Annotated in this window: 23 protein-coding genes; 15 read left to right on the top strand and 8 right to left on the bottom strand. The window is 31.8% G+C overall.

Annotated features, from left to right (window positions below; translation table 11 throughout):
* The first annotated feature begins 44 nt into the window (after positions 1 to 44).
* The 12 genes from B5F09_RS10290 to B5F09_RS10235 are packed head-to-tail and all read left to right on the top strand — an operon-like array spanning position 45 to position 9,586.
* Positions 45 to 539, top strand: coding sequence for an NAD(P)H-dependent oxidoreductase subunit E (locus B5F09_RS10290; RefSeq protein ID WP_087299181.1), 495 nt, complete (start codon positions 45 to 47; stop codon positions 537 to 539).
* Positions 529 to 882: a hypothetical protein gene (locus B5F09_RS10285; protein ID WP_087299183.1), complete on the top strand. Its 354-nt coding sequence runs from the start codon at positions 529 to 531 to the stop codon at positions 880 to 882. Before B5F09_RS10290 ends, B5F09_RS10285 begins: the two co-directional genes overlap by 11 nt.
* Positions 879 to 1,286, top strand: coding sequence for an ATP-binding protein (locus B5F09_RS10280; protein ID WP_087299185.1), 408 nt, complete (start codon positions 879 to 881; stop codon positions 1,284 to 1,286). Before B5F09_RS10285 ends, B5F09_RS10280 begins: the two co-directional genes overlap by 4 nt.
* Positions 1,283 to 2,446, top strand: coding sequence for a [Fe-Fe] hydrogenase large subunit C-terminal domain-containing protein (locus B5F09_RS10275; RefSeq protein WP_087374005.1), 1,164 nt, complete (start codon positions 1,283 to 1,285; stop codon positions 2,444 to 2,446). Before B5F09_RS10280 ends, B5F09_RS10275 begins: the two co-directional genes overlap by 4 nt.
* Complete coding sequence (locus tag B5F09_RS10270; protein ID WP_239404318.1) at positions 2,415 to 2,777, top strand: hypothetical protein; 363 nt, start codon at positions 2,415 to 2,417, stop codon at positions 2,775 to 2,777. The genes B5F09_RS10275 and B5F09_RS10270 overlap by 32 nt, the downstream gene beginning before the upstream one ends.
* 1 nt (position 2,778) lies before the next feature.
* Positions 2,779 to 3,480 carry a PHP domain-containing protein gene (locus B5F09_RS10265; protein WP_087299189.1) on the top strand — a complete coding sequence of 234 codons (702 nt, stop codon included), beginning with the start codon at positions 2,779 to 2,781 and terminating at the stop codon, positions 3,478 to 3,480.
* Between the two features lie 2 nt (positions 3,481 to 3,482).
* Positions 3,483 to 4,016: an ATP-binding protein gene (locus B5F09_RS10260; protein WP_087299191.1), complete on the top strand. Its 534-nt coding sequence runs from the start codon at positions 3,483 to 3,485 to the stop codon at positions 4,014 to 4,016.
* Complete coding sequence (locus B5F09_RS10255; protein ID WP_087299193.1) at positions 4,013 to 4,381, top strand: ferredoxin; 369 nt, start codon at positions 4,013 to 4,015, stop codon at positions 4,379 to 4,381. Before B5F09_RS10260 ends, B5F09_RS10255 begins: the two co-directional genes overlap by 4 nt.
* A gap of 11 nt (positions 4,382 to 4,392) precedes the next feature.
* Positions 4,393 to 6,192, top strand: a complete 1,800-nt coding sequence (locus B5F09_RS10250; RefSeq protein ID WP_087299195.1) for an NADH-quinone oxidoreductase subunit NuoF — start codon at positions 4,393 to 4,395, stop codon at positions 6,190 to 6,192.
* Between the two features lie 11 nt (positions 6,193 to 6,203).
* Positions 6,204 to 7,952 carry an NADH-dependent [FeFe] hydrogenase, group A6 gene (locus B5F09_RS10245; RefSeq protein WP_087299197.1) on the top strand — a complete coding sequence of 583 codons (1,749 nt, stop codon included), beginning with the start codon at positions 6,204 to 6,206 and terminating at the stop codon, positions 7,950 to 7,952.
* An 18-nt stretch (positions 7,953 to 7,970) separates the two neighbouring features.
* The gene (locus tag B5F09_RS10240) at positions 7,971 to 8,864 is read left to right on the top strand and encodes a hypothetical protein (protein WP_087299199.1); all 894 of its coding nucleotides are present in this window, start codon (positions 7,971 to 7,973) and stop codon (positions 8,862 to 8,864) included.
* Positions 8,864 to 9,586, top strand: coding sequence for an ABC transporter permease (locus tag B5F09_RS10235; protein WP_087374003.1), 723 nt, complete (start codon positions 8,864 to 8,866; stop codon positions 9,584 to 9,586). The genes B5F09_RS10240 and B5F09_RS10235 overlap by 1 nt, the downstream gene beginning before the upstream one ends.
* A gap of 41 nt (positions 9,587 to 9,627) precedes the next feature.
* On the opposite strand, the gene B5F09_RS10230 is transcribed toward B5F09_RS10235, so the two are convergent.
* The 8 genes from B5F09_RS10230 to B5F09_RS10195 form a co-directional block, all read right to left on the bottom strand.
* The gene (locus tag B5F09_RS10230; protein ID WP_087299203.1) at positions 9,628 to 10,152 is read right to left on the bottom strand and encodes a DUF5662 family protein; all 525 of its coding nucleotides are present in this window, start codon (positions 10,150 to 10,152) and stop codon (positions 9,628 to 9,630) included.
* A complete protein-coding gene (gene scpB / locus B5F09_RS10225) occupies positions 10,139 to 10,753 on the bottom strand; it encodes an SMC-Scp complex subunit ScpB (RefSeq protein WP_087299205.1) in 615 nt (204 codons plus the stop codon). The genes B5F09_RS10230 and scpB overlap by 14 nt, the downstream gene beginning before the upstream one ends.
* On the bottom strand, positions 10,753 to 11,481 hold the full coding sequence (locus B5F09_RS10220) for a ScpA family protein (RefSeq protein ID WP_087299207.1): 729 nt from the start codon (positions 11,479 to 11,481) through the stop codon (positions 10,753 to 10,755). Before B5F09_RS10220 ends, scpB begins: the two co-directional genes overlap by 1 nt.
* 72 nt (positions 11,482 to 11,553) lie before the next feature.
* The gene (locus B5F09_RS10215; protein ID WP_087374001.1) at positions 11,554 to 12,843 is read right to left on the bottom strand and encodes a spore germination protein; all 1,290 of its coding nucleotides are present in this window, start codon (positions 12,841 to 12,843) and stop codon (positions 11,554 to 11,556) included.
* Positions 12,840 to 13,190 (bottom strand): stage V sporulation protein AE, encoded by a 351-nt coding sequence (gene spoVAE / locus B5F09_RS10210; protein ID WP_087299231.1) that lies wholly within the window; start codon positions 13,188 to 13,190, stop codon positions 12,840 to 12,842. The genes B5F09_RS10215 and spoVAE overlap by 4 nt, the downstream gene beginning before the upstream one ends.
* The gene (locus B5F09_RS10205; RefSeq protein ID WP_087373999.1) at positions 13,190 to 14,194 is read right to left on the bottom strand and encodes a stage V sporulation protein AD; all 1,005 of its coding nucleotides are present in this window, start codon (positions 14,192 to 14,194) and stop codon (positions 13,190 to 13,192) included. The genes spoVAE and B5F09_RS10205 overlap by 1 nt, the downstream gene beginning before the upstream one ends.
* Positions 14,172 to 14,615, bottom strand: a complete 444-nt coding sequence (spoVAC, locus tag B5F09_RS10200) for a stage V sporulation protein AC (protein ID WP_087299213.1) — start codon at positions 14,613 to 14,615, stop codon at positions 14,172 to 14,174. Before spoVAC ends, B5F09_RS10205 begins: the two co-directional genes overlap by 23 nt.
* A 70-nt stretch (positions 14,616 to 14,685) precedes the next feature.
* Positions 14,686 to 15,486 carry a folate family ECF transporter S component gene (locus B5F09_RS10195; protein WP_087373997.1) on the bottom strand — a complete coding sequence of 267 codons (801 nt, stop codon included), beginning with the start codon at positions 15,484 to 15,486 and terminating at the stop codon, positions 14,686 to 14,688.
* A gap of 312 nt (positions 15,487 to 15,798) precedes the next feature.
* Between B5F09_RS10195 and B5F09_RS10190 the strand changes: the two genes are divergently transcribed.
* From B5F09_RS10190 to B5F09_RS10180, 3 genes are all read left to right on the top strand, one after another.
* Complete coding sequence (locus tag B5F09_RS10190) at positions 15,799 to 17,154, top strand: NCS2 family permease (protein WP_087373994.1); 1,356 nt, start codon at positions 15,799 to 15,801, stop codon at positions 17,152 to 17,154.
* 144 nt (positions 17,155 to 17,298) lie between these two features.
* The gene (locus tag B5F09_RS10185) at positions 17,299 to 17,436 is read left to right on the top strand and encodes a helix-turn-helix domain-containing protein (RefSeq protein ID WP_087373991.1); all 138 of its coding nucleotides are present in this window, start codon (positions 17,299 to 17,301) and stop codon (positions 17,434 to 17,436) included.
* 185 nt (positions 17,437 to 17,621) lie between these two features.
* Positions 17,622 to 18,416: an MBL fold metallo-hydrolase gene (locus B5F09_RS10180; RefSeq protein ID WP_021421987.1), complete on the top strand. Its 795-nt coding sequence runs from the start codon at positions 17,622 to 17,624 to the stop codon at positions 18,414 to 18,416.
* The last annotated feature ends 499 nt before the right edge of the window (positions 18,417 to 18,915 follow it).

Below are 18,915 nucleotides of genomic sequence, written 5' to 3'. Positions count from 1 at the left end.
TATGTTATAATTAATCATATGATGAAAAAGAAAGAGGTGTGAAAATGAAAAAGCTGAAACAAGAGTATTTAGATAAAATTGATGAAATTGTTGCTAAATACAAAGACGAAAAAGGACCCATGAAACTAATGCTTCATGAAGTTCAAGAAAGTCTTGGCTATATTCCTTTTGAAGCAATGGAAAAAATTTCTCAGGCTATTAATGTACCAGTATCAAAAGTATACGGAGTTGTAACATTCTACTCTCAATTTACTACTGAGCCAAAAGGGAAACACGTTATTTCAGTTTGCTTAGGAACAGCTTGTTATGTCAATGGTTCTCAGACAATTCTTGACTTGCTTTGTGAAATGACGGGATGCGAAGTAAATTCAACAAGTGAAGACGGACTATTTTCAATTGACGCTACTCGCTGCGTTGGAGCCTGTGGACTAGCTCCAGTAGTAAGCGTTGATGGGACAGTTTTTGGATGTTCTAAGCAATTAGAAGATTTAAAAATGTTAGTCTTAGACTATTTAAAAGAAGAATCACATGCAAGTTAAAGAAATTGTTAAATTATTAAATGCTCGTGAAATTTATGTTGATGATACTTCAATCTATGAAAAAAATTATGATAAAGGTTTTGCAACTGATTTAATGTCAGATGCTTTAGCTTTATTAAAAAATGAAACTGAGGACATTTTATTTATTACTGGTCTTGCCAATGTTCAATCATTACGTACCGCAGAGGTTTTAGATTTAGAAACAATTTTATTTGTAAGAGGAAAGCCATTAGATATGTCAATTGTTGATATGGCTAAAAAATTGCATATAAATCTTTTTCAAACTGATGAAGCAATGTTTGAAGCTTGCGGGAAGCTATATACGGCAGGAATGCGCCGATGAAAAAAACTTATCAAGTTATCAAAGATAATTACCAGGATGCTGGAACAGCTTCTAGCGATATCAAAAGAACTTTAAAAGCCCTAGGAATTGATCGTAAAGTTTTAAAAGCAGTAGCGATTGCCTGCTACGAAGCAGAAATCAATATTGCAATTCATTCTGATGGTGGCACAGTTACCTTTGAAATCGATGACGAGGGTATCATTCATTTATCATTTGATGATATTGGCCCAGGAATTGAAGATATTGAACTTGCTTTAACTCCAGGTTATTCGACCGCTTCGCCTAAAGCACGAGAATTAGGCTTTGGAGCTGGAATGGGCCTTTATAATATGCAAAGTGTGGCCTCTACTTTTGAAATAACTTCTTCAAAAGAAGGTACACATATTAAGATGACTTTTAAATGAAGCCAGTAATTAGTTATTTAGGTACCCATTGTCAAAAATGCATTAAATGTGTTAAATCCTGTCCAGTAGATGCTATTTCAATTGTAAATAAGCAAGTAATTATCGATCAAGATAAGTGTATTAATTGTGATATCTGTATTCAGGCATGTGACCAGAAAATTTTAAGAACCAGAAATATTGATTTACAAACCTGTCTAGAAAAACATGATTATAATATTGCATTAATTCCAACTGCGATATTATCTGATTTAAAAACTTATGAGGAAGCAAAAAATATTGCACAGGCTATTAAAAAGTTTGGTTTTGATGAAGTGGTTCAATATAGCGATATTGAGGGATTTCTTTATAAACAAGGAATTGAGGATAGTAAAGATAAGCATCTTCCAATGTTAACGTCTTTTTGTCCGACAATTAATAAACTTATTGAAAATGAATACCCTACTTTAATCGATCATTTATTACCTTACGACTATCCAGTAGAAATAGCCGCTAAAAGATTAAAGAAAAAATATAATGATCGTGATATCGGGATCTTTTCACTTTGTGAATGTGTATCAAAGTTAACCCTTGCAAAAGAACCATTTGATAACCAGGATTCTAATATTGACTATGCGATTAGTATTTCTCAAATATTTCCTCAAATTAATCGTTTAAAAAATGAAGAAAAAACCGAAATTTCATTTAACCGTTATGGTGTTAAAAGTAATGTTAGTGATTTATATGGTAATCGTAGTTTATCAGTTATTAGTGTTGAAGGATTGACACAAATAAATACTGTTTTGGATTTAATTGAATTTGATCAGTTACAACATGTTGATTTAATTGCTTTATTTAATTGTTTTCAAGGTTGTATTGGTGGTTATTATTTGTGGTCTAATCCATTTGAAGGCTGCTTTAATATTGAAAGTATTTTTGAAGATTGTAATGGCCCATTAAAAGCATTATCAAAAGATGAATATACTAAAGTCCATCAAATTGATAGCAGTAATGAACAAAACTTTAAAGAACGTTTACAATGGTTTAATAAAGTAAATGCTATTTTAGAAACCTTGCCTCAATTTGATTGTGGCAGTTGTGGTTTTGCAAACTGTCGCGGGCTGGCAGCGCGAATTGCTAAAGGTGAAGTTGATGACTCGCTATGTCGTATCAAGAAAAGGTAATAATATGAAAGTAAGCGAAATTTTAAAATTATCACTTAAACAAATCAATGATGTTGATCTTTCAAATGAAATTGAAGGTGTTTACATCGGGGATTTGTTAAGCTTCGTGATGGCAAATGGAAAAACTGGTGCTTTATGGCTTACGGTACAAAAGCATTTAAATGTAATAGCAGTAGCTGATTTAAATGACTTTGCAGGAATAATTTTCGTTCAAAATAGTTATCCTGATCAAGATACAATTGCTAAAGCAACCGAACTCAAAATACCGCTTTTTATAAGTGAAGATGATGCTTATCATGTAGCTAAAGAATTAGTGAATCTAGGTTTATAAAATGTACTATGATTTGCATATTCATTCAGCCCTATCACCTTGTGGCGATGATTTAATGACAATTAATAATATTTTTAATATGGCCTATATTAAAGGTTTGGATTTAATTGCGATTACTGATCATAATTCTTTAAAACAGCAGCATTATTTATCTAAGATTATTGAACATGATGTTTTAAAAGGGAAAATTGATTTTGTTCATGGTGTTGAGCTTCAAAGTATCGAAAAAGTGCATATTTTGGCATATTTTCTTAAAGAAACACCATTACAGCCAATTCAAAAGTGGATTGATAAACATTTAATTAAAAGTCCAAATAACCCTGATTATTATGGTAACCAAGTAATATTTGATGAAAATGATAATATTATTGCTACTGAAGAAAATCTATTATTAGAATCTTTGGATTTAGATGTTGCTAAGATCATTGAAAAAATCCATCAATTCAATGGCGTGGCTATTCTTGCTCATGTAATGGCTAAAAAATTTGGACTTTATGAAGTATATCAAGATATCCCAATGTCATTAAACTATGATGGAATTGAAGTTACTAGTATTAAAGAGCTAAAAAAATTACGGGAAATATGTCCTTATTTAAATGATGAATATGTTTTTTTTAACAGTGATGCCCATTATTTAGAGGCAATTAGTGAACCTGAAAATCAATTTGATCGTGAAAAATTCTATCAGCTATGGAGGAAATAATAATGCAGGAAATTGCTATGAATATCCTGGATATTGCCTACAATTCAATTCGAGCTAAAGCTACATTTATTCAAATTTTAATCTTAGATAGCAGCAAACAAAATGTTATTGAAATTAAGATCATTGATAATGGTTGTGGTATGGATCAAAAAACAATTGCCAAAGTATGCGATCCTTTTTATACAACTAGAACTACCCGCAAAGTAGGTTTAGGAATTCCAATCTTTAAGGAAAATATCGAGGCAACCGGTGGAACTTTTACTATCAGCTCTTCACTTGGCAAGGGGACTGAAGTAATTGGCTCTTTTGTTAAAGATCATTTAGATACCCCACCGATGGGTAATATCGTTGATACAATAATTACTTTAATTCAAGCTGATGAAAAAATAGATTATTTATTTAAATATACAACTGATGATACTGAATTTAAATTAGACACTCGAGAAATAAAAGAAATTCTTGATGATGTCTTAATTAATGAACCAGAAATAATTATTTGGCTAAAAAATTATATAAAGGAGGGATTACAGCTATGAAATCCTTAGAAGATTTAAAGAAAATTCGTGATGCAGCAAGAAATAATATGAGTATTCGTGATGAAGGATTACAAAAATATCGTGTTGTTGTTGGGATGGCAACATGTGGTATTGCTGCTGGGGCACGACCTGTATTAAATACATTAGTTGAAGAAGTTGCTAGACAAAAACTTTCAGCTAAAGTACTACAAACTGGATGTATCGGAATGTGTACATTAGAGCCAATTGTTGAAGTCTTTGATAAAGATGATAATAAAACTACTTATGTTTTAGTCGATGAAAAAAAGGCTAAAGAAATTGCTGAAAGACATTTAAAAAATGATGAAATAATCGACGAGTACACAGTCGGACACTATAAAAAATAGGAGGTTGCAAGATGGCAGCAAAAAGAACACAAGTATTAGTCTGTGCTGGAACTGGCTGTACAATCGGGAATTCAGGAGAATTAATCACTGAATTTGAAAAAGAAATTAAGTCCTTAGGATTAGATAATGAAATCGAAGTTTTAAGAACTGGATGTTTAGGTCTTTGTGGTGTTGGTCCTAATATTTCAATTTACCCTGATAATATCATTTATAAATCAGTTCAAGTTTCCGATGTAAAAGAAATTGTTATGGAACATTTATATAAAGGACGTCCTGTTCATCGTTTAATGTTAAATGAATCAGATGAAGATACTCGGGAAATCCATGATATTAACGACACCAAATTCTATCATAAACAAAGAAGAATCGCTTTACACAACTGTGGTGTTATCGATCCAGAAAATATTAATGAATATATTGGAAAAGATGGTTACTTTGCTCTTGCTAAAGTATTACAGGAAATGACACCTCAAGAAGTTGTTGACGAAATTAAAGCCAGCGGTTTGCGTGGCCGTGGTGGTGGTGGTTTCCCTACTGGAGTTAAATGGCAATTTGCCTTAGATGAACCTGGTGATGAAAAATATGTAATTTGTAATGCTGATGAAGGTGACCCAGGAGCATTTATGGATCGTTCCATTCTAGAAGGAAATCCTCATAGTGTCATTGAAGCAATGGCAATTGCTGGTTATGCAATTGGTGCTAATCATGGTTATATTTATATTCGTGCTGAATATCCAATTGCTGTTGATCGTTTGAATACAGCAATCACTCAAGCTCGTGAACTAGGATTATTAGGGAAAAATATTTTTGATACTGGATTTGATTTTGACTTAGAAATTCGTCTTGGTGCTGGAGCCTTTGTCTGTGGTGAAGAAACAGCATTGATCAAATCAATCGAAGGTGAACGTGGTATGCCAAATCCAAAACCACCATTTCCAGCTCATAAAGGAGTTTGGGGTAAACCAACAATTATTAATAACGTAGAAACTTATGCCAATATTGCCCAGATCATTCAACATGGTGCTAAATGGTTTAGATCAATCGGTACTGAAACTTCACCAGGAACTAAAGTATTTGCTTTAGGTGGAAAAATCGTTAATACTGGATTAGTTGAAGTACCAATGGGAACTACTTTAAGAGAAGTTATCTATGAAATTGGTGAAGGATGTCCAAATCATAAACGCTTTAAAGCCGTTCAAACTGGAGGTCCTTCCGGTGGCTGTCTAACTGAAGAACAATTAGATACCCCAATTGGATTCGATGAATTAGTTAAACTTGGTTCAATGATGGGATCAGGTGGAATGATTGTTTTAGATGAAGATAACTGTATGGTTGACGTTGCTCGTTTCTATATGGACTTTATCGTTGATGAATCATGTGGTAAATGTACTCCTTGTCGAGTAGGAACTAAACGAATGTTAGAACTATTAGAACAAATTTGTGATGGTAAAGCAACTATGCATACTTTAGATGAATTAGAGATGCTAGCTAAAACAATTCAAGATACTGCTTTATGTGGACTAGGACAAACAGCTCCTAACCCAGTTTTATCAACAATCAATCAATTTAGAGATGAATATATTGCCCATATCGTTGATAAAAAATGCCCTGCTGGTGTTTGTAAAGCATTGCTTAAATATGTTATTGATGAAGAAAAATGCCGTAAATGTGGTTTATGTGCAAAACAATGTCCAGTTGGTGCTATCCATGGGGAATTAGGAAAAGTTCCTTATGTTATTGATCAAGAAAAATGTATTAAGTGTGGTCAATGTATCAACGCTTGTCACTTTAATGTAATTGAAAGAAAGTAGAGGTGTAAGGAATGTCAAAAGTAAAAATAACAATCAACAACCGTGTCGTAGAAGCTTACGAAGGGCAAACAGTCTTAGAAGCAGCCAAAAATAACGGTATCCATATCCCTACTTTGTGTTATTTAAAAGGAGTGACGGGAACTGGCGCTTGCCGTGTTTGTCAGGTTGAAATAGAAGGAGCTAAAACATTAGCAGCCGCTTGTGTTTATCCAGTTCGTGAAGGGCTTGTAATAAAAACAAACTCTCAAAGAGCATTAGATGCCCGAAGAAGAGTAGTCGAATTAATTGTATCTAACCACTCTAAAGACTGTCTTTCATGTATTCGAAATACAAACTGTGAATTACAACGTCTTTGTCAGGAGTTAGGGGTTCGTGAAGATGCCTTTGCTGGTGAAAAATCAAAACCAACTTTTGATGAAGTTTCTCCAGGTATTGTCCGCAATACATCTAAATGTGTCCTTTGTGGTCGTTGTGTTGAAACATGTATTAAAACCCAAGGACTAGGCGTATTAGGCTATATCAATCGTGGATTTAAAACTAAAGTTGGTCCAGTTTATGATAAAAGTTTTGCTGATGTTAACTGTATGCAATGTGGTCAATGTATTAATGTTTGTCCGGTTGGGGCTTTATCAGAAAAAGAAGAAATTCATGATGTAATTGCCGCTTTAAATGATCCTGATAAACATGTAATTGTTCAAACTGCTCCAGCTGTTAGAGCTAGTTTAGGTGAAGAATTTGGAATGCCAATCGGTACTCGAGTAACTGGTAAAATGGTTCACGCTTTAAAACTAATGGGCTTTGATAAAGTTTATGATACTAACTTTGGTGCCGATTTAACAATAATGGAAGAAGGTCATGAATTCTTGCATCGTTTAAATAATAATGGTGTATTACCAATGATTACTTCATGTAGTCCAGGCTGGGTTAATTATATTGAACATGAATATCCTGATTTACTAGATCATCTTTCTAGCTGTAAATCACCACATATGATGTTAGGTGCGATGATCAAATCATACTACGCTAAGGTAAATAATATTGATCCACAAGATATTTATGTTGTTTCAATCATGCCTTGTGTTGCAAAAAAAGGTGAAAAAGAACGAGAAGAAAATCTAACTGATGGTCTAAAAGACGTTGATGCAGTTTTAACTACTCGTGAATTAGGTAAATTAATTAAAATGTTTGGTATCAATTTTAGAGATTTAAAAGACGAAGACTTCGATCAAGATATGTTTGGTGAATATACGGGTGCTGGAGTTATCTTTGGTGCCAGCGGTGGTGTTATGGAAGCAGCTTTAAGAACTGTAGCTGATGTTTTATCACATGAAGATCTAACTAATATTGACTACCATGCTGTTCGTGGTGAAGAAGGAATTAAAGAAGCTACGGTTAAAATTGGTGATCAGACTTTAAATGTAGCTGTTGCTCATAGCATGGTCCTAGCTAAACCATTACTTGAAGAAATCAAAAACGGTACTTCTAAATACCACTTTATCGAAGTTATGGGTTGTCCAGGTGGTTGTGTTAACGGTGGCGGTCAATCTTATGTTAATGCTCTAGTTCGAAATAGCGGTTTTGACTGGAAACAAGCTCGTGCTAAAGCTTTATATGACGAAGATATGTCACTTCCAGTTAGAAAATCTCATAAGAATTCACAAATACAACAATTATATGCAAACTTCTTAGGAGAACCAAATAGTGAAAAAGCACACCATCTTCTGCATACTCACTATAGTGGAAAACCACGTTTTAAATAATTTATTAGGAGGAGTTTTATGAAGAAATTATTTAAATATTTATTATGTTTTATGATGTTGACTACAGTAGTCGGATGTTCAGGAGGTACAAATAGTTCAGATGAATCAGATACTGCTAACATCCTTTGTCCTGTAGGCGCACCATCATTAGCTTTTGTCAGTGAATATGAAAATATAACAGAAAACGGTAAAATTGATTTTGTTGATGGCAGTGATCAATTAGTAGCCGAATTATCTAAAGATAACAGTGAATACGATATTATAGTTGCTCCCATTAATTTAGGTGCAAAATTAATTGCTAGCGACCAGAGTGATTATCGTATCCAGGCAGTAATTACTTGGGGGAATTTATATTTAGTTGGTACAAGCAAAGAAGCTTTATCACAAACCGGTGAATTGGCTTTATTTGGTGAAGGTGCAGTTCCCCAATTAATAGTAGAAGCAACGAATATTGAAACTTCATTAACTCCTACTTATTATCAATCAGCTACTTTAGTACAACAACAGCTTTTAGCTGGTAATGTTCAAGTCGGATTATTGGCCGAACCACTTGCTAGTGCAACAATTGCTAAAGCAAAACAAAGTGGTCTTGAATTATCAATTATCACTGATTTACAAGAATCATATGGTGAAGATGGTTATCCTCAAGCAGCAATATTTGTTAAAGAAGGAAAAAATTATGATTCTTTATTTAGCAAAATTGATGAATTTACTAATAATGGTTACGATGGATTAAAAGAAGATTTAGAAAATATTGGTATTGAAACATTAGGATTACCAAGTGTTGATATTACTGTAAATTCTATTGAACGTCAAAATCTTCATTATCGACCAGCTAGTGAATGCGCTAAACAAATTGAAGACTTTTTGAAATTATACAATATTGAATATAGTGATGATATGATAGTTTAATGAAACGCAAATTTATTACAATTATAGTATTATTGGTAATTTGGCAAGGTTTTGCTTTATCGATTGATAAAGTGGTAATCTTGCCATTACCACTTACAGTTTTTAAACAAATGATTACATTTGTTTCCTCAAAGTCTTTTTATTTAGCCATTTTAGCTACATTACTAAGAGTATTTATTAGTTTTTTATTAGCATTAATAATTGGTACAATTTTAGGAATATTTAGTGGTTTATCAAAAAAAGTTAATGATTACTTATATCCAATTATTTCTTTGATGCAGACAATTCCTCAAATTGCCTATATATTAATTTTATTAGTCTGGTTTAAAAGTTTAACTGCTTTAATTGTTATTGTTTTATTGATGATTTTACCAATATTTTATAATAATGCAGTTAATGGTATTGTAAATATTGATTCTGATTTAAAAGATGTTATTAATTTATATCATCATTCTTTTTCATTTAATTTATTTCACGTTTACCTTCCTTTGATTAAAGGTTATTTGGTTTCAGCAATTGAAACTGCCTTACCACTTAGTTTAAAAGTTGGTGTTATGGCTGAAATATTTGTTTCTGCCAATCGTGGAATTGGTAAACAATTATATTTCGCCCGAGTTCAAATCGATATGGTTAGTATTTTTGCCTGGACGCTTTGGATGGTAATCATTATTCTAGGAATAAACTTTATTTGTAAAAAAGTATTTTCATATCTAAAAAAATGAAGGTCATTTTCCAATGTTAATTCATTAGCTGACCTTCATTTTTATTTTTTGTTTAAATAATTGTTTTTTATATATTTAATTGTTTCATCAAGATTGCTATTGGCTAAATGCTCTAACATGTCTTTGATAATCTGATCTGTTTTTTCATTAATTACATAATAATGATGAGTCTTATTATAATAATCTAATGGTGCCGTAAAATCAAAATCACTACCGCGATATACCATCGTAGCCGCTACCCGATCACAAAACATTTCAACTACATATTTAATTGGCATCTCAATTGCAATAATACCATCACGCGTAAAATCAATCCAATATTCCCAATGATGTTTATTACGTCCTTTATGATGTAACCAGGCACTACTATATCCTTTTTGCTGGCGTTCATTACTGTTAGGTGACTTATAGCCTAAATAATATTTAGCTCCCGTAGACAACTCACACCACGAATACTTTGATAAATCATGGAGCAAGCCTTGTTTATACAATCCAAAACGAAAACATAATTTCATAACATAGTATTTATGTTTAGTTATTGTTTTTAAGTGCTTAATTAGTTTCACTATCATCACTTTCTTTCTTACCAATTTCCTCAACATCAGTTTCTCGATATCGAGTTGCAAAAATATCTTCCTGCTCATCAATTTCTACAATATCAGCTAAATCAGGCAATTCATCTAATGAAGTTAATCCAAAAGCATCCATAAATTCATCAGTTACCCCATAAAGAATTGGCATTCCTGGACTATCTTCACGCCCTACTTCTTTTATTAATGCTTTAGCAACTAATTTTCTAATCATCGCATCACAACCAACCCCACGAATATCTTCAACACCTAAACGAGTAATTGGCTGGTTATAAGCAATAATTGCTAATGTCTCTAAGGCTGCATTTGATAAAGTACTACTGCTTTGTTCAACCATTTTTTGATAATACATAAAATAATCTTCATTAGTAGCTAGTTTATAACGCCCACCAAAATTGACTAATTTAATACCTTTAAACATCTTATTTTCATATAGCTCAATAAACTGATCCATTAAAACAGTCGCTTCTTTTCTACTAATCTCTAGTACCCCAGCAATCTGTTTAATATCTATACCATCATCACCAGCTAAATAAAGCATACCTTCGATAATATCTAAATAATTGTTATCTTTCATTAAAGTTTCCCTTCTATATATATATCTTCAAATAATCCATTTTGAATTATTTCAACTTCTTTATCTTTAGCTAAAACCAAAATAGCCATAAATGTAACAATAAAATATGTTCGATCATAATGATCAAATAATTCTTCAAATTTAACTTTTTTATTTACCCTGGTTCTAAAGAAATCTTTTATTTGTGATGTTCTTTCATCAATTGAAATTTCTTTTTTAGCGATATGGGTATCTAATGGTTTCATTAACGCTTTACGTTGAAACATTTTTTGCATCGCCTTCATTAAATCATATACTTCTAAATCTTTAGGAATCATTGTACTAGTATCCACTACATATTCATCCATTGAAGCAGCTGGTTTAATGATCATTGTCTGACGATGTTCATATTGATTTTTGATATCATCTAAAACATCTTTATATCTTTTATATTCTATCAATCGTTTGATCAATGTTTCACGAGGATCTTCTTGATACTCATCATTAATATCAACCTTTTCTTTTGGTAATAACAGCTTACTTTTCATTTCAATCAAATCTGCTGCCATTACTAAATACTCTGACATTTCTTCTAGTTTTGAAGGATCCATTGCATGAATATATTGTAAATATTGATCAGCGATCACAGATAATTCTAAAGTTTCTAAATCCATTTCTTTTTCCTTGATTAAATGTAACAATAAATCAAGGGGTCCTTGAAAATCATCCATTATTACTTGATATTCCATCCTGTTTCCTCCTTATGACCTTGTTATTATAGCACAGATTTAAAATCATTAGAAGAACTAAAAAAACTGCAACTATGTTACAGTTTTACTACCTTTTTTCGTTTTCGGTTTTCGAATAATAAAATTCCATAATGCCTTACCATCAAACGGTATTAATGGATACAAATAAGAAACTCCTAGTGGTTTAATAGAAATTAAATAACCAATTAAAATAATATGAAAAACAATAAAACCAGCCCATCCCAATAAACCAACAAAAATAATCAAAAATATTTTAATATACTTATTAGTAAGTGATAATTCATAATTCGGTGTTGCAAAACCACCAACATCACCAATAGCACAAAATAATAAAATTTCTTCACTAAAAAAACCTAAATCAATGGCAAACTGTCCTAATAATACTGCTGCAATCATCCCCATAGCGTTAGATAAAGGAGTTGGCGTATGAATCGTAGCAATTCTTAATAATTCAATTGATAATTCCATCAATAAAACCTGACCTAAAAAATATATATCTAAATTTCCATGGCTACTTATTAAAAGCCACAATGGCACCAGATAAATTGAAAGTAATACAGCGCTACAACGAATTAAACGAATAAATGTACCAATAATTGGTGTTTGCCGATGTTCTTCAACATGCTCTAAAATTTCAAAAATAGTTGTTGGTAACATCATTACCGAAGATGAAGTATCACAAATTATCGCAATTTTACCATCTAATATATGGGTCGCAACAACATCAGGTCGTTCACTATATCTAACTAATGGAAACGGATTATAACTTTGATTTAATATGATTTCTTCAACCGCTCGGTCAGTCATAACTAAATCATCATTTTTTATTTCTTTAACTCGTCTAGTTACTGTATCCAACATCTGTTTATCTACAACACTATCTAAATAACAAACACAAATATCAAGCGGATTATTCTTTCCAATCGTATATTTCTGTAAGATCAAATCCATAGTTTTAATTCTTCTTCTAATTAATCCTGCACAAGTTAAAATTGATTCATTAAAACCATCCTTAGAACCACGCACACTTTTTTCTGTTTCTGGTTCTTCTACAGAACGATTGGGATAGCGTCTTGTATCAACAACATATTCTTTATCACGATAAGCAACCAAAGCACATCCTGAAAGCATGGCATATAATGCTTTTTGATGATCCGGTTCTTCAGTTATCGCTCCATTATTGATACAATCTTTTAATGTTTCCCCGCGATTATTTGTGATTCCTTCAACAATATAGGCCACCATATCATCGCCACATAGACTAGAAAGGAAACTAATTGATACTTTTTCATTATTATAGTCTAAGATACGGGTATTAATATCAAATGATGGATTTTTCATGATTTAGGTTTAGTAACTATCGCAACTAAGAAAGCAAATAAAATCGCACTACTAATACCCGCAGCCGTTAAATCAAAAATACCCATCGCTAAACCAAAAAAGCCATAATCTTTAGTAGCCGCCAAAGCTCCATGCATCAAAGAATGACCAAAGCTGGTAATCGGCAATAATGCCCCAGCATGAAATATTTCAACCAAACGATCATAAATATGAAACAAATCTAAAAATGCACCAATTACCACAAACAAACTTGTAATATGTCCAGGTGTTAACTTAGTGTATTCATAAATTAACTGCGCAATTACACAAACACTACCACAAAATAAAAACGCTAAAACATAATTCATCATTGTACTACCTCCAATGAAAAAGCATGGCCAATACAAGGAATACTTTGTTTTTGATTAGTCATTACTGGTGATAATAAAGCTCCCGTTGTAATTACTAAAATTCGCTTATATTTCCCTTCTAACATCTTAGCAAATAAATAACCAAATGTTACTAAGGCACTACAAGAAGGTCCACTACCGCCTTGATTAACATCCTGATTAGAATCATATAATAAACAGCCACAATCATCATAACGACGATATTCAATATTACTTTGTTTCATCAATTCTTTCATAATTTTTTTACCATAGGCTGATAAATCACCAGTTACAATTAAATCATAATATGAAGCCGATCTTTTTAGATCTTTTAAATGAGTAACTAAAGTATCAAAAGCAGCTGGAGCCATGGCTCGTCCCATATCATTGGGATCACTTTGATTTAAATCAACGACTCTACCTATTGTTATTGATTCTACTTTTACATTGCTAGGATTGTTATCTAAAATTACACTAACAGCACCAGTAGCCGTTGTTGTCATCGTTTCTTTGCGCTGCACACCATATTCAAGCGGGTAACGAAATTGTCTTTCAGCAGTAGCGTTATGACTACACACAAAACAATTAGCGTTATGAATACAATGATTTTCGATTAACATTGCAGCATTATCTATTACTAGTCCCATTGTTGCACAGGCTCCATACATTGCCATTAATGGTCGTTTGATTTTTTTAGCCATATAATTAGTTGCTGTTAATTGATTATTTAAGTCGCCACCCATATATAAATTAATATCTTCTTTTTTTAATTTTCCTTTTTTTAAAGCAAATTTTATTGCTTCTTCCAACATCGCAATTTCAGCCTGTTCATAAGAAGGATAACCACAATGAAAGTCAGGATAATGACGATCAAAATAATCACCTAAAGGACCATTAAATTCATCAATACCACATGTTGATCCAATTGAGCGAATATATACATTATTTAATCCCATCGAACTACCAGATAAGACTGATGACATATCGGATTCCTCCTAATACAAATGAAGCCACAATTCCAAAAGTTATTACCGTACCGCCAAGTTTAAACATATTAGCACCAATTCCAGTTACTAATCCCTCACTTTTAGCTTCTAAAGCACTAGAAGTCATACTATTAGCAAAACCAGTAATCGGAATAAAAGTTCCCGCTCCAGCTTTTTTACCTAGACGATCATAAATTCCTAGTCCAGTTAATATTGCAGCAATTAAAACAATAGTTATGATCATCATTGGTGTTGCTTCCTGTTGATCAATTTCAAAAATATTCATATATAATTCTAAGAAAAATTGTCCGATTGCCCCAATAGCACCACCATAAACAAAAGCATATATACAATGTTTTAAAACCGTTTTTTTCGGTTTTAAACTTTCTGCAATTTGATTATACTTAGATGTTTCCATTTTTATCACCTCACAATAAATATTTTTTCCACTAATAAAAAAAATAAACAAAAAAAGTGTAATCAATCGATTACACTTTAAGCTTCTTCAATATTCTTAAAACACTATATCCTAAAATGATATCCACTGGTATCATTATACATTCTTTAATTACTCGAATAAATAACGACAAAGTAAACGGTATTCCATACATTGCCTCTAACCAGTATGGCGTTAAAACAAAAGAAACAGCCATTTCAACAATTACAACTGAAATCAACCAGATATTAAATAAATAATACTCTTCTTCATTTAATTTCTTTTTATAAAAATACATTACAATAAACAATATTGCAATCATTATTACGCAGATAATACTCATAATTATCTTAAAGCTAGTACTAATTGTAACTACATTATTAGAAATAGTAACTTGATTTAAACTAAATACATAGCTACAAGCACCAACAACTAAAACAATCAATAAAATCTTGATAACTTTTTCTAAATAATTTAAACGATTTTCTTTGATCGTTGTTACAATTAAGGAAGGTATTAAACATTGTAATACTGCATTTAAAGTAAATCCTAAAAATGGAAAACCGGTCGGGTTTACAAGCAACCCTACTAAATCAATAGCTATTCCAATAATATAACAATATCCCGGAGCTAATAATATCCCGGCTAACATCATAGGAATAACTTCGATAGAAATATTTAAGCTTTCAAAGCCAAATAACGGTATCATAATTGATAACCGATTTAAAATAGCAGCTAAAATAATGAACAAGGCTGCCAGCGATAGTGATTTAGCATCACTTTTAATCGGATATTTCCAGAAAACCAAAACTCCGATCAATACTAAAATAATTCCGCAAATAATTTGAATCATAATTGATTGCTACTTATTTACAATCTTTCCTGCTTCATCCTCATTTCTAGTCCACAGGCGTTAATTCCGATCAATGACCGTACATGCGATTGCTACTTAAAAGTAGACTCCCCCTTTTCTTAATCTATATACAAAAGTGTATACGAAAAATATAATACTATAAATATATTATAGCTTCAATATAATTTACATCTTCACACTTTAAATAAGCTATTTTATTCAATTTTTTACATATATACGATATTTGTTTGCAACTTTTTTTAAAACATGATAAAGTCTTAACGTTGAAATAGATTAAAGAGGAGAAATTAAATGGAAAAATTTTTTAAATTGAAAGAAAACAATACCACTGTTTCAACAGAAATAATTGCAGGTATTACCACTTTCTTTGCAATGGCTTATATTATTGCGGTAAATCCAAATACATTAAGCCAATCTGGAATGGAATGGGGTGCTGTTTTCTTAGCAACAATTATTGCTTCAGTAATCGGGACTTTAATTATGGGTCTAGTTGCCAATGTTCCATATGCTCAAGCACCGGGAATGGGATTAAATGCATTCTTCGTTTATACAGTTTGCTTTGCATTAAAATTTACATGGCAACAAGCTTTATCAATGGTTTTTATTTGTGGATTAATTAATATTTTTATTACAGTAACTAAAATTCGTAAAACAATTATTAAAGCAATTCCACAATCTTTACAAAATGCTATTGGTGGTGGAATTGGTGTTTTCATTGCTTATTTAGGATTTTTAAATGTTGGTATGATTAATTTTGATTCTGGTGTACCAGCTTTATCAAATATGAATCAGCCAGTATTATGGGTATTTTTAATTGGTTTAGTTTTAGCTGTTGTTTTAACTATTTTAAAAGTTAAAGGTGGTATTTTAATTGCTATCATCATAACAACATTGATCGGGATTCCTTTTGGAGTAACATCAACAGCTGATACTGTTAGTTTTTCAGAAGCTTTAGGTGTTTTACCTTCTACTTTTGGGGTTATCTTTACTTCTGAAGGTTTACCTTCATTATTTGCTGATGCTTCTAAAATTCCTTTAGTAATTATTACTATTTTTGCATTCAGTATGTCTGATACATTTGATACAATTGGAACATTTATCGGAACTGGTCGTAAATCAGGTATCTTCTCAGCTGAAGATGAAGCTGCTTTAGAAAACAGTAGTGGATTTAGTTCAAAAATGGATAAAGCATTATTCGCTGATGCTACTGCAACTTCAATCGGTGCAATCTTTGGTACAAGTAATACTACTACATTTGTTGAAAGTGCAGCTGGTATCGGTGTTGGTGGTAGAACTGGTTTGACTTCTGTAGTTGTAGCAATCTGTTTTGCTTTAAGTGCCTTTTTATCATCATTTGTAAGTGCTATTCCTTCAGCAGCTACTGCACCAGCACTAGTTATTGTTGGATGCATGATGGTTTCATCATTTACAGAAATTAACTGGAATGATTTAGAAGAAGCTGTACCTGCTTTCTTTGCCGGAATCTTCATGGCACTTTGCTACAGTATCTCATATGGTATTGCTACAGCATTTATCTTCTATTGCATTGTAAAAATTATTAAAAAACAAGCAAAAGAAATTCATCCAATTATCGCTGTAGTAGCAATATTGTTCATTATTAACTTTATATTACTAGCGATCATTTAAACAGGGAGTTTCAATTCCCTGTTTTTTTATAGACTAAATAACTTATAGTTAATAAAACTTCTAAAAAGTTAATAAACAGTAAATTGAAAATATAAAGTTAAATCATTACAATATAAGTAGAAAATTAAATGAAGGCATTTGTTTATGAAAATAAATGATATAATCCGTGAAAAACGTTTAGCAAAAGGACTTACCCAAGAACAAATTGCAAATTATCTAGGCGTTTCCACTCCAGCTGTAAATAAATGGGAACGTGGAGTTTCCCAAACAAAAGGATATTAAGAAACAACCTGTGTTTACCTGCTTGCAGAATACTGATGTATAAGAGAATGGCACTTGAAATATAGTGTCTTTTTCTATATCTAATAAATTTTCATTAGATAACTGAAAAAGAATGACTGTTCGTTTCTAGCGTGATATAATTTTTGTAAAAGAGAACGATAAATTAGAATTGTAAAGGAGATTTTATGAGAATAACTTCATTAGTTGAAAATACGACTAAGTCAGAACTTAAAACAAAACACGGACTTTCCTTATATATTGAAACGAAATCACATAAAATTCTATTTGATTTAGGTTCAGATAGCACATTATTTGAAAATGCTATGAAAAGAAATATAGATATTTCAAAAGTGGATACTGTTATTATTTCTCATGGGCATTTTGACCATGGAGGAGCATTGAAAAAATTTTTAGATATTAATTCTGTGGCAAATATCTATGTGCAAAAGGAAGCCTTTGAACCACATTACAGTAAAACCTTATTTCTTAAAATACCAGTTGGAATTGATAGTAAGCTTAAATCTAATAGGCAAATCAAACTATTGAATGGTAATTATAAAATTGATGAAGAATTATCGCTATTTACAGTAAGTAAAACAAATAAATTTTATTCTCCTGCCAATAATGCTCTTTATGATAAAAAGGGCAAAGATACTTTTGTACACGAACAAAACTTGATTATTTCAGAAAATAAAGTAGTAGTTATTATGGGGTGTGGGCATTCTGGTGTTGTAAATATCATGGAAGAAGCAGAGAAGTATCAACCACATTTTTGTATTGGTGGTTTTCATTTGTTCAACCCACTTACAAAGAAAACAGTATCAAAAGAATTGTTAAACAGTATTGCAATGGAATTACAAAAGTATAAAGATATTGAATTTTATACTTGTCATTGCACTGGTGAAAAGGCATATCATTATCTATCTCAACAAATGGATAATATGAATTATATGTCTTGCGGTGATGTTATTGAAATCTAAATATATATTTAATTTTATAAAAGATTATTCGATTTTTTAGAAATGTAATTACAACTCCCAGTTTGTGTGGAAGATACGCTCAAAATCTCGCAAACCGACGGAGTGATCCGTCCACGGTGGCGGTCGTAAGACATAGCGCCACGCCAGCAAAGCTGGCGAGGGGCTGGTTCACTTCGTCGGTTGGGCGAGCGTAGCGAGCCTTATAAGCCCCCGTTATCTAACAAGGGGGGCACAAAAAACAAGAAACACTATACACTAACAAGCGGAAAACGCTGTATTTATAAGGCAAAACCGCATTTTTACAGTAGTGATATAAATTGTACCTATATCACTATGAAAATTGAATAGTAAATATGAGAAAGACAGTTGATTTCAAAAAATAAGAAATTGATTGTCGTTTTCTTTTGCAGAAATTTAAGTGCATGCAATTATCAATTATGGTAGCTGTCGTAATTGCTGTCAGCTCAGTGTTTAACACTGATGGTGTGAAAGATTTACG

The organism is Erysipelatoclostridium sp. An173, assembly GCF_002160495.1.
GTDB classification, from domain to species: Bacteria; Bacillota_I; Bacilli_A; order Erysipelotrichales; family Coprobacillaceae; genus Thomasclavelia; species Thomasclavelia merdavium.
The sequence above is the reverse complement of the archived record's forward strand: the minus strand, read 5'-3'. Positions and strand labels throughout refer to the sequence as shown.

Excerpts from the sequence above, each read along its gene's own strand:
- B5F09_RS10190 (WP_087373994.1), top strand. The coding sequence starts at position 15,799 with ATGGAAAAATTTTTTAAATTGAAAGAAAACAATACCACTGTTTCAACA.
- B5F09_RS10265 (WP_087299189.1), top strand. The coding sequence starts at position 2,779 with ATGTACTATGATTTGCATATTCATTCAGCCCTATCACCTTGTGGCGAT.
- B5F09_RS10245 (WP_087299197.1), top strand. The coding sequence starts at position 6,204 with ATGTCAAAAGTAAAAATAACAATCAACAACCGTGTCGTAGAAGCTTAC.
- B5F09_RS10285 (WP_087299183.1), top strand. The coding sequence starts at position 529 with ATGCAAGTTAAAGAAATTGTTAAATTATTAAATGCTCGTGAAATTTAT.
- B5F09_RS10250 (WP_087299195.1), top strand. The coding sequence starts at position 4,393 with ATGGCAGCAAAAAGAACACAAGTATTAGTCTGTGCTGGAACTGGCTGT.
- B5F09_RS10215 (WP_087374001.1), bottom strand. The coding sequence starts at position 12,843 with ATGAAAAATCCATCATTTGATATTAATACCCGTATCTTAGACTATAAT.
- B5F09_RS10260 (WP_087299191.1), top strand. The coding sequence starts at position 3,483 with ATGCAGGAAATTGCTATGAATATCCTGGATATTGCCTACAATTCAATT.
- scpB (WP_087299205.1), bottom strand. The coding sequence starts at position 10,753 with ATGAAAGATAACAATTATTTAGATATTATCGAAGGTATGCTTTATTTA.
- B5F09_RS10275 (WP_087374005.1), top strand. The coding sequence starts at position 1,283 with ATGAAGCCAGTAATTAGTTATTTAGGTACCCATTGTCAAAAATGCATT.
- B5F09_RS10240 (WP_087299199.1), top strand. The coding sequence starts at position 7,971 with ATGAAGAAATTATTTAAATATTTATTATGTTTTATGATGTTGACTACA.
- spoVAE (WP_087299231.1), bottom strand. The coding sequence starts at position 13,190 with ATGAATTATGTTTTAGCGTTTTTATTTTGTGGTAGTGTTTGTGTAATT.
- B5F09_RS10270 (WP_239404318.1), top strand. The coding sequence starts at position 2,415 with ATGACTCGCTATGTCGTATCAAGAAAAGGTAATAATATGAAAGTAAGC.
- B5F09_RS10280 (WP_087299185.1), top strand. The coding sequence starts at position 879 with ATGAAAAAAACTTATCAAGTTATCAAAGATAATTACCAGGATGCTGGA.
- B5F09_RS10185 (WP_087373991.1), top strand. The coding sequence starts at position 17,299 with ATGAAAATAAATGATATAATCCGTGAAAAACGTTTAGCAAAAGGACTT.
- B5F09_RS10195 (WP_087373997.1), bottom strand. The coding sequence starts at position 15,486 with ATGATTCAAATTATTTGCGGAATTATTTTAGTATTGATCGGAGTTTTG.
- B5F09_RS10180 (WP_021421987.1), top strand. The coding sequence starts at position 17,622 with ATGAGAATAACTTCATTAGTTGAAAATACGACTAAGTCAGAACTTAAA.
- B5F09_RS10235 (WP_087374003.1), top strand. The coding sequence starts at position 8,864 with ATGAAACGCAAATTTATTACAATTATAGTATTATTGGTAATTTGGCAA.
- B5F09_RS10205 (WP_087373999.1), bottom strand. The coding sequence starts at position 14,194 with ATGTCATCAGTCTTATCTGGTAGTTCGATGGGATTAAATAATGTATAT.
- spoVAC (WP_087299213.1), bottom strand. The coding sequence starts at position 14,615 with ATGGAAACATCTAAGTATAATCAAATTGCAGAAAGTTTAAAACCGAAA.
- B5F09_RS10220 (WP_087299207.1), bottom strand. The coding sequence starts at position 11,481 with ATGGAATATCAAGTAATAATGGATGATTTTCAAGGACCCCTTGATTTA.
- B5F09_RS10290 (WP_087299181.1), top strand. The coding sequence starts at position 45 with ATGAAAAAGCTGAAACAAGAGTATTTAGATAAAATTGATGAAATTGTT.
- B5F09_RS10255 (WP_087299193.1), top strand. The coding sequence starts at position 4,013 with ATGAAATCCTTAGAAGATTTAAAGAAAATTCGTGATGCAGCAAGAAAT.